General features: G+C 69.5%; 5 protein-coding genes. 1 reads left to right on the plus strand and 4 read right to left on the minus strand.

What is annotated here, in order from left to right; all coding sequences use genetic code 11:
• Nucleotides 1–3: 3 nt before the first annotated feature.
• From ACGFZP_RS38970 to ACGFZP_RS38985, 4 genes are all read right to left on the minus strand, one after another.
• Nucleotides 4–2844, minus strand: a complete 2841-nt coding sequence (locus tag ACGFZP_RS38970; protein WP_392942079.1) for a DEAD/DEAH box helicase — start codon at nucleotides 2842–2844, stop codon at nucleotides 4–6.
• A gap of 112 nt (nucleotides 2845–2956) precedes the next feature.
• Nucleotides 2957–4180 carry a serine/threonine-protein kinase gene (locus ACGFZP_RS38975; RefSeq protein WP_392942081.1) on the minus strand — a complete coding sequence of 408 codons (1224 nt, stop codon included), beginning with the start codon at nucleotides 4178–4180 and terminating at the stop codon, nucleotides 2957–2959.
• Nucleotides 4181–4312: 132 nt separating this feature from the next.
• Complete coding sequence (locus ACGFZP_RS38980) at nucleotides 4313–5557, minus strand: McrC family protein (RefSeq protein WP_392942083.1); 1245 nt, start codon at nucleotides 5555–5557, stop codon at nucleotides 4313–4315.
• Between the two features lie 32 nt (nucleotides 5558–5589).
• Nucleotides 5590–7416, minus strand: a complete 1827-nt coding sequence (locus tag ACGFZP_RS38985) for a DUF4357 domain-containing protein (protein ID WP_392942086.1) — start codon at nucleotides 7414–7416, stop codon at nucleotides 5590–5592.
• A gap of 16 nt (nucleotides 7417–7432) precedes the next feature.
• Between ACGFZP_RS38985 and ACGFZP_RS38990 the strand changes: the two genes are divergently transcribed.
• Nucleotides 7433–8263, plus strand: a complete 831-nt coding sequence (locus ACGFZP_RS38990) for a hypothetical protein (RefSeq protein WP_392942089.1) — start codon at nucleotides 7433–7435, stop codon at nucleotides 8261–8263.
• Nucleotides 8264–8772: the final 509 nt, after the last annotated feature.

Consider the following 8772-nt stretch of genomic DNA (forward strand, 5'->3'; position numbering starts at 1 on the left):
GGGTCAGACGGCCTGGGGCGGCGTGGGAGCGAGGACGGCGAGGACGCGCAGGAGCGGGCGGCCCGTGGTCAGCAGGGAGTCGGCGATGCCGGCGAGCCGCTGCTTGGTGCGCTCGCCGGCCAGGGTCGGCTGCTCCCAGGCGCCGAGGCGTAGCCGGTACTTCTCGATCGGCTCGCGCAGTGGTTCGTCCCAGGCCTCGCGGTGGTGCTCCAGAAAGGCCTCCGCGCGCTCCAGCGCCGCGGGGATGCCGTCCTCCAGCCGGTCGACGGGCCAATGCTTCTGGGGGTTGGCCATGGTGGGGCCGACGCCGGAGCGGCGGAGTATCGCCACCATGTCGTCGTCGACGGCGCCGTCCCGGGTGACCGCCATCCACTTGACCACCGTCGGCCGGCCGAGGGCGTTCGAGTAGACGCCTTGGATCAGGTAGGTGGGTTCGGCGACGTCCGCGGTGACCACCAGGGCCTCCTGGCGTCCGAGGCGCACCAGCACCTTGTCGGTGAGCCATTCCACCACCGGGTGGAGGTCGGTGAGCAGGGAGATCTCCGGCCAGCTGGAGGTGGAGGACTCGCGGGCGCGCTTCAGCGAATGCTCGGCGAGGCGGCGGTTGAGGGTGACGAGCATGCGCTCGCGCAGCCGCTGCTCGCGGACGTAGTCGAGCGGCAGGGCCTTGAGCCGGTGGACGAGGTCGGCGGGCGGACGGAACGAGATGAGGCCGGAGGTCTCGTCGCGGTCCATTTCCAGGCTGCTCTGGGCGTCGGGGTAGACCTCGCGCAGAGCCTCGTCGAGGAACTCCCGGGTGGAGGCGAACAGACGCGGGACGTCTGCGCGGGGCACTGAGGTGTCCTCACCGGAGGGTTCCTCACCGACCGAGCCGAAGAAGTCGGCGAGGAAGTCGTCCATGCCGTCGGCCTCGTCAGTCGGCGGGCGGTGCGCCTCCAGGGACTCCTCCACCGTGCGGCCGCGCAGCAGGTCCTGGATGAGCGACTTCTCCTCGGCCTCAGCGCGGTAGAGGCCGGTGACCGCCTCCGCCGTGCCGAGCTTCTGGTGGGCTTCGCGTTCGCGGTCGAGCAGGCGCTCGGCGACGAGCGTGTCGTCCTTGGCGCCCTCGACCTCACTGGTGAGGATCAGCGCGCGGAACTCCGGTGGGCGGGCCTGGCCGTAGCGGTCGATACGGCCGTTGCGCTGCTCGATGCGGATCAGCGACCAGGGCACGTCGTAGTGGACGAGCTGGCTGCACTGCCGGTGGAGGTTGACGCCCTCGGATGCGACGTCACCGGTGAGTAGGACGCGTACGGGGGTGTCTGCCAGGCCGAAGTCCTCGACGCACTGCATCTGCTGTTCGTCGCTGAGGCCGCCGTGCATGATGCGGACGGCACCCTCGGCGGCCCGGCCCTTGAATCCGAGCGCGGCTGGGAGGACGGTGCGCAGCCACTCAAGCGTCTGCACGCGCTCGGAGAAGACGACGACGCGGGTGTCGGATCCTGGCTTGACGCCGATCGTCCGCAGCTCGGAGACGAGCGCGTTGAACTTGGCCGAGTCCGTGTCGGACATCGTGCCCGCCAGCTCCTGCAGCCGGAGCAGGGCGTTCCGCTCGGCGGCCACCGCGGACTGGCTCTCCTTCTTCGCCAGCGTCTTGAGCCGGGCCTCGACCGTCGCCTTGAGCGCCGCCGGCGAGGAGAGGAAGGACTTGAGCAGGGTGTAGGGAAAGAGCGGTACGTCGCTGACCGACTTGCGGCCGTCGGAGGGCAGCCAGACCTCGGCCAGCTCCTCGAAGATCCTCTCCTCGGCCGGCGTGGCCGTGCAGCGGACCGACCGCGAGGGGCCGCGGTCCGCCCACTGCCCCTTCATCTGCTCGCGGACCTCCTGGCTGATCTTCGTGCGGCGGATGAAGAGGTGCTCGATGTCCTCGGCCCGGTAGTTCTCGTGGTCCCGGATGGCTGCGGGGTCGAGCAGGCTGATCAGTTCGGCGAAGGACTTCGCATCGCCGTTGTGCGGGGTGGCGGAGGCGAGGATCAGGGCGTCCGTGCGCGGGGCCAGGATCTGGGCGAGCTGGTTGCGCAGGGAGCCGCGGTTGATCAGGTTGTGGGACTCGTCGATGACGACCGCGTCCCAGCTGATCCGTTCCAGGTGGTGCTTGTACTGGTCGGTGTTCTTCAGGGTGTCGATGGAGACGATCACGCGCTTGAAGTAGGTGAAGGGGTTGCGGCCGGCGGGGATCTCGCGCTGGATCCGCTCGATGCCGACCGAGTCCAGCCGGATCAGCGGGATCGCGAAGCGTGTCCACAGCTCGTGCTGGAACTGTTCCAGCACGTGCTGCGGGGTGACGACCAGGATGCGGTCACCGCGGCCGCGGCGGATCAGTTCGGCGAGGGTGAGGCCGATCTCCAGGGTCTTGCCGAGGCCCACCACGTCGGCGATCAGCATCCGCGGCCGCAGGTTGCGGCCCGACAGCGCCAGCTGGGCCGGCCGCTGCTGGTAGGGCAGGGTGTCCAGCAGGAAGGAATCGGCGAGGGCCAGGCCGCGCTCGGACTGCGGCAGGGCGGTCCGTCGCAGTACGGCCTCCAGGAAGAGGCGGGAGCGGCGGAAGTTCGGTGAGTCGTCGGCGATGAGCCTGGTCTGCCGGGGGTCGACCAGCTCGATCTCGTCCAGGGCGGTGAAGAAGACCGCCTCCTGGTCGCGGACGAAGTCCGAGACGCCGACCACCTCGACGCGGGCGCCGTCGTGCTCGGTGAGCGAGCTGTTCCGTACGAGCCACACCTCGTCCCGAACGAAGACCTGCGCACCCGCCGGATACGGGTCCTTCGCGGTCCCGGTCGGTGTGGCGCTGCTCAGCTCGGGGGTCACCCGTTGCCTCCTGTGTTCATCGTGCTGTGCGGTTGTCCTGGCGACCGTCCCTGCGGGACAACGCACCAGGTGAAGAGCTTACGGCGGTTGCGGCGAGAGGCCGCGGCGCCGGTCAGAACGAGGCGCCTGCCGCATACGCCTCACGCAGCTGCTGGGCCGTGCGGCGGGCCTGGAGGGACCGGCGCGCGGGGCGGGGCGTCGGCACCGAGGCCGGGGCGGCGGCCGGGCCGGGGGCGTCGGCGGGCGCGGCTGCCGCTGCCGGGGCGTCCTTGAGCGTCGGTGTGTAGGCAGGATCCTCGTCCGGTGCCGAGGGCGTGGGCAGGACCACGGTCGGCTCGGCTGCCGATGTGGAGGGGGGCGGGGCCTGGACCGTGGTTGCCTCGGCCGTCGCGGCGGGGGCGACGTCCGCGGCAGGGGTCGGCATGACGGGCTGGGGCACCGGAGGGGCCGCGGTGAGCGTGGTGAGGCGCCGACGGGCCTGGGCGACCTTCAGCCCCTGAGCCTCGATGACGGCACGGAACTGCTGGACGACGCTCGGTAGCGACGGGCGGGCCGTGGCCTCCTGGGCGAGCATCGAGGCGATGACCGGGGACATGTCGGCGGGGACCCCGGCCAGATCGGGGGTGGTGTCCGGATCGGTGACCATGTGGAAGAGCACGTGGACGTTGGCCGCCTGGTACGGGTACCGGCCGGTGAGAGCGAAGAGGAGGACGGCGCCCAGCGCGTACACGTCGACGGCCTCGGTCAATGGCTTCACGCCGCTCGCCTGCTCCGGAGCCATACACATCGGCGTACCGACGACGGTGTTCGGCGCGGTGAGGGAGGAGCTCGACTCGGCGAACACGGCGAGGCCGAAATCGATGACCTTGGGCCCGTTCGGCCCCAGCAGGACGTTCGCCGGCTTGAGGTCCCGGTGGAGCAACCCCTGCTTGTGCACCAGCGCGAGGGCTTCGGCGAGCGTCGCGCCGAGCGAGGCCACTAGCACGGCGGGGAGCGGTCCGTAGACGTCGACGTGCCGTCGGAGGTCGGCCCCCTCCACGTACTCCGTGGCCAGCCAGGGCTTATCCGCCTCCGGGTCGGCGTCGAGGAAGGCCGCCACCCGGTTGCCCCAGACCGTCTTGAGGACCTCGACCTCCTGCGCGAAGCGCAGGCGGGTCTCGGAGTCCACCAGCGACGGCTTGATCACCTTCACGGCGGCCTGCTCACCGCTGGGGGACTCGCCGAGGTAGACCTGGCCCATGCCTCCCTGGCCGATCCGGGCGATCAGTTCGAATCCACCGATCTCGGTCGGGTCGTCGGGGCTCAGGGGAGTCGTGTGCACGTCCGTCCTCGTCATGGTGCCGGTGGTGCTTGAACTGCTCCTCGCCACCGTAATGGACGCTCTTCGTGGCAGTAGCGGGATTGGCGGACACGGTCGTGCGGTCCCCCGAACCGCGTGGGGCTCCGGGCCCGCCGGCGGTGGTCGGTCTCAGCTGCGCAATCCGAATGCCTCGACCGACGGATTTCGGTTCCCGACCTGCCCGGCGACAGGAGGGAGGCCCGGCCCGGGTTCTTCGGACGTGGAACGCAGCTGGTCGGCGATGAGGGCAATTTCGGCCAGCAGTCCCGTCGGTGGCTGTTCCAGGTCCAGGGCGTGCTGGTGGATCGTCACTCCGGTATGGCGGACCTGGTGCGATGTGCGGGGGGCGCTGCCCTTCGCGTAGATGAGGTGGCCTTCGGGGAGTCCGAGCGCGGTGCAGTAGGCGAGCATCTGGTAGAGGTCGGCGTCCGGGTAGCCGGCTGCCTTGCCGGCCTTGTACTTGGCGTCGGCGACGCCGCGGGGTGTCCCGTCGTTGCCGTAGAGGACGAAGTCGGGCCTCATCCGGATGGCACCGAGCTCGTCGAGGTGGTGCCGAGGCTGGAGGCGGCAGTGACCGTCGCCGCCGTGCAGGGCCTCCCGCAGGGCGATCGTGACGAAGTCCTCGAAGAGCCGGTTCATGTCGAACAGGAATCCGTGGACGCGGACGTCACCCGGGCTGTGATCGACCGACCCGTCCCGCAGGATGGCACCGGCCAGGCGCAGTGCCGGCTGGTAGCGGAGATTGAGCCGTGAAGGCTGCCAGTCGGGAAGTTTCTGGCCACGCACCAGGCGCGCCACGTCCGCGAATCGGCTGTGGTGGTGCAGGAGCCGGTGGCGTACGGCGGGTGCGACACCCGGCAACCGCAGGACGCGGTCGGTCGCTGCGCGGAGCAGACGGTTCTCTGCGGTGTCGGTGGTGAACTCGTCGTACGTGATCTCCACCGGCAGCACAGCACCGTAGCGGCGCCGGATTTGCTCAGCCTCCCGGATGCGGCCGCGTACCACCAGGCCGGCCTCGTCGGTGGTCCGGTACCCCTTGACGAGCCCGCTGTGGAGGGCGCCGCGGAGGACGCGTTCGAAGGCGTGGGCGACGGCAGGAACCAGTTCTTCCTGCTCGGCCACATCGGCTGTGTCGTCCCGCCAGCCCCGGGGGTCGAGGCTGTAGCCGAGCAGGAAGAACAGGCGCGCGATCCCCAGCTTGGGAGCGATCCGCAGAGTGATCGGTGTGCCGCCGGGCACGCTCAGGGTCACCGCCCCGACCTTGCTGCCGGCCTTCAGCAGCCAGTGGTCGGCGAGGTGTGGGTCGGGCGTCGCCTTGACGATCCCGGAGGCGGCGAGGGCCCGGCCAGCGGGGAAGTCGATCCGGCGGGACACCGGACGGGCGTGCTCGACGAGCTCGACGGTGGTCATGGAGTGGGCGTGTTCCCTTGCCGGCGAAGGCCTGCCCGGAGCGTTTCGAGCCCATAGCGGCGGTCGATGTCCAGGCCCTCGCCGTAGTGGTGCTCCTCCAGCAGCGGCAGGATCTTGGTGCGCCAGGTACGGGCGAGGCCGCCGTCCCGGTAGACGCTCGGCTTCATCAGATACGAGGGGCCGATGAGGAAGTCGGGGTCGTCGATGCGCGCGTTGAGAGCGTCCAGGAGGTCGGCGGGCTCCTCGGACTTCTGGGTGGCCCTGAGCCACCGCCGCAGCAAGCCGCTGGTGGGCTCGACCCGGGGGGACAGCTCGACGAAGGCGAAGCGCCGGCGCATCGCAGCATCCACCAGAGCGATCGATCGGTCAGCGGTGTTCATCGTGCCGATCACGAACAGATTGGGCGGCAGCGCGAAGTCGTCACCGGAGTAGGTGAGGCGCACCGATCGATTGCGGTACTCCAGAAGGAAGTACAGCTCTCCGAAGACCTTGGCGAGGTTGGCGCGGTTCATCTCGTCGATGATGAGGAAGTGCGGGACGTGGCGGTTGCCCTCGCGGGAGGCGAGGTCGGCCAGATCGCGCAGGGGGCCGGCGGTGAGACGGAAGGCCACCTCCTTGGTCTTCGGATCCTCCCGGGGACGGAAACCCTCGAAGAAGTCCTCATAGGCGTAGCCGGGGTGGAACTGTACGAGCTTGACCTGTTCAGGACCGCCACCCAGGAACTCGGCCAGCTGCATGGCCAGGTGGGTCTTGCCGGTGCCTGGAGGTCCGTAGAACACCAGCTGGCGTTCGTCCCACAACAGATCGCGGATCTCCTGCAGCCACGTCAGGTCGTGCAGGTGCAGGGTGTCGGCGAGTTCCCGATCGGGCTCGGGGAGTTCGAGTTCCCGGAGCACGGCGAGGGAGGGCGTCCCAGTGGTGGACGCCTCCGTAGCCTCGATCTCTCGGGCGCGCTCTTGACCGGTCAGACCGAGACCGGCGATCTGGGACAGGACCGTTGTGAGGTCGACGATGTCCTGTTGGACGGAGAGTTTCTGTTGCAGCTCCTCAGGCAGCTCGGCATAGGGGAAGCTGCCGGGGAGCCACTCGACCGGCCGCCGGAGATTGGAGCGTCCGTCGTCGGAGGCCACTTGCTCGGCGGCTCCGATGACCTTCGCGCGGTAGAGCCGACCGCCGGACACTGTGCAGATCGTGTCACCCGGCTTCATCCGGGAGAGGAACGCGTGGCAGTCCTCGACTATCTGGCCTCGCTGGCTGTACGTCGCCACGGACTCGTAGTCCTCGTCGACGAAGGTGCGGATCCGGTCCTTGCTCATTCCCTGCTCGGCCTCCGGCCGGAGGCGGGTGGCGGGCAGGCTGACGAGTGCCGCAGGCAGCCAGAGTTCCTGCACGAGGTCCAGCCCTGCGACGTTGGAACCGCGGACCAGCCAGGCCCGCTCGGCACTCCACCACACCTGGTCCATGAATTCGGACAGCGGCCGCCCGTCAGCGGTCTTCCAGACCTCCCAGCCGTTGACGCTGCTGCCGGCCAGGATCGAGCCTGCCGCGGAGGGGGAGGTGCATTCGATGTCCGCCGAGACCTCCAGCCAGCCGTCCCACTGGTCGGACGGCCGAATCGTCCCGTCATCGATCAACTCCTGCCGGATCCGGTACGCCGGTGTGGTTCCCAGAGCGAAGGACGGCACCACGTCGGACCGTACGGGCGAGCCGGCCAGGATCAGGAACTTCCGGCTGCCGTTGACCCTCTGCGCAAGCAGCCGGCCGCGGGCGACCGGCCCGCCGTTCGGTAGGCGCAGATGGAATTCCGGGTCGTACTCGGACATCGCTCTCGTCCCCCAGGTGCTTGGCGTCGCCGAGGATCGTATCCGCACGGTGCGACAGTGCCGGGCGATGCCGGGTGCCGGGGAGCGGTCGGGTATGGCCTTCCGGAGGGGGCTGGTCCATGATCGCCTTCAGGGGAGCGCACAGCTCGGGAGAAAGGGGCGGGACATGGTCTCCGTGCACGTGGAAGCGGGCGACGAGGAGAGCGACGGGCTCTTCATGGCGCTCATGCCGAGAAAGGACTTCGTCCGCGCCGCCGGACGGTTCGAGGGCGACGCGACGGCGATGCTGCGGCAGTCGGTACAGACGGCAGGAAGGGCTTTCGACGAGCTCGACGCCTGCCACGAGGTGCTCGACCGGGCTGCGACGGAGGGCCAGGCACTCGCCGCGGAGCTGGCCCGCCTTCTGGCTGCGGAGGACGAGAAGGGGGTCGCGAGGCTGGTCGACCTGCTGAAGGACCTGGCCGCCGAGGTTCGACGGTCCGAGGAGATCCGGGTGGTGGTCAGCCGGATCCTTGGACAGGCTGAGCAGCCGGCGGGGTCGCGGCCGCCCGTACCGCACCTCACGGAGCAGGAGCTGCCCCGCATACCGACGCTGTACGACGACGAGGACGGGGAGCACTACACAAGCCTTCAGAGCATGCTGGACGCCAGGGCCGAGCGGCTCCCGGAGCGAGCTCACGCCGAGCGGCTCGCGCAGGTCGTCGGCCATCTCCATGCGGTCGTCGCGCGGACGGTCGAGCAGGGTTTCGCGGACGGCGTCTTCGCAACGGCGTCCTTGGAGGAGGCGTGCTCGGCGCAGCGGCTGTGGTTGCGCTGTCTGGCGCAGCGATGTCGGGACCTCGGGTAGTCGGCTGCAGTCGCGCCGGTCGTACCCGGGGAAGGCACCAGCGGGGTTCCTGTGCGGTTCGGCCCACGGACGACATGCGGACGGCCCGTGAGCCGGGCCGCCGACTTTGCTTCTTGCCCCGGGCGGGTCTAGTGTTCACTGGTCGCTCGGCTGGGAGCACCGGACACGCATTGGCGCGGACGGTCCCGGGGCGGCCAATCCCTGCAAACACCACACCCGGTTCGGGCTGGGCTGCGTTCTGCCTTTTCGGCTTCGCGGCTCGGGTCTTATTTGGTGTGCCCGTTTATATGGATTGCGGCCGGATTCGCTTTATGCAGCGGGGATCGGCTAGAGTTTGAAACGTCGGACGGGGCGTCAAGCCGCAGAAGACAGCAGCGAGTTGGATGAGGGAAGTGCCGGAAACGGCACGGAGAGCATCTGATAAGCTGGAAACACGAAAGAACGAAGCGCCCGGAGGGCCCGCTGGAAGGCGGTCCGAAGGAAGTGTCCGTTCCTTGAGAACTCAACAG

This window comes from Kitasatospora sp. NPDC048239 (assembly GCF_043202015.1).
Taxonomy (GTDB): domain Bacteria; phylum Actinomycetota; class Actinomycetes; order Streptomycetales; family Streptomycetaceae; genus Kitasatospora.

Bases quoted from the DNA above. Each gene is read 5' to 3' on its own strand.
- ACGFZP_RS38975 (WP_392942081.1), bottom strand. From the start codon at position 4,180: ATGACGAGGACGGACGTGCACACGACTCCCCTGAGCCCCGACGACCCG.
- ACGFZP_RS38985 (WP_392942086.1), bottom strand. From the start codon at position 7,416: ATGTCCGAGTACGACCCGGAATTCCATCTGCGCCTACCGAACGGCGGG.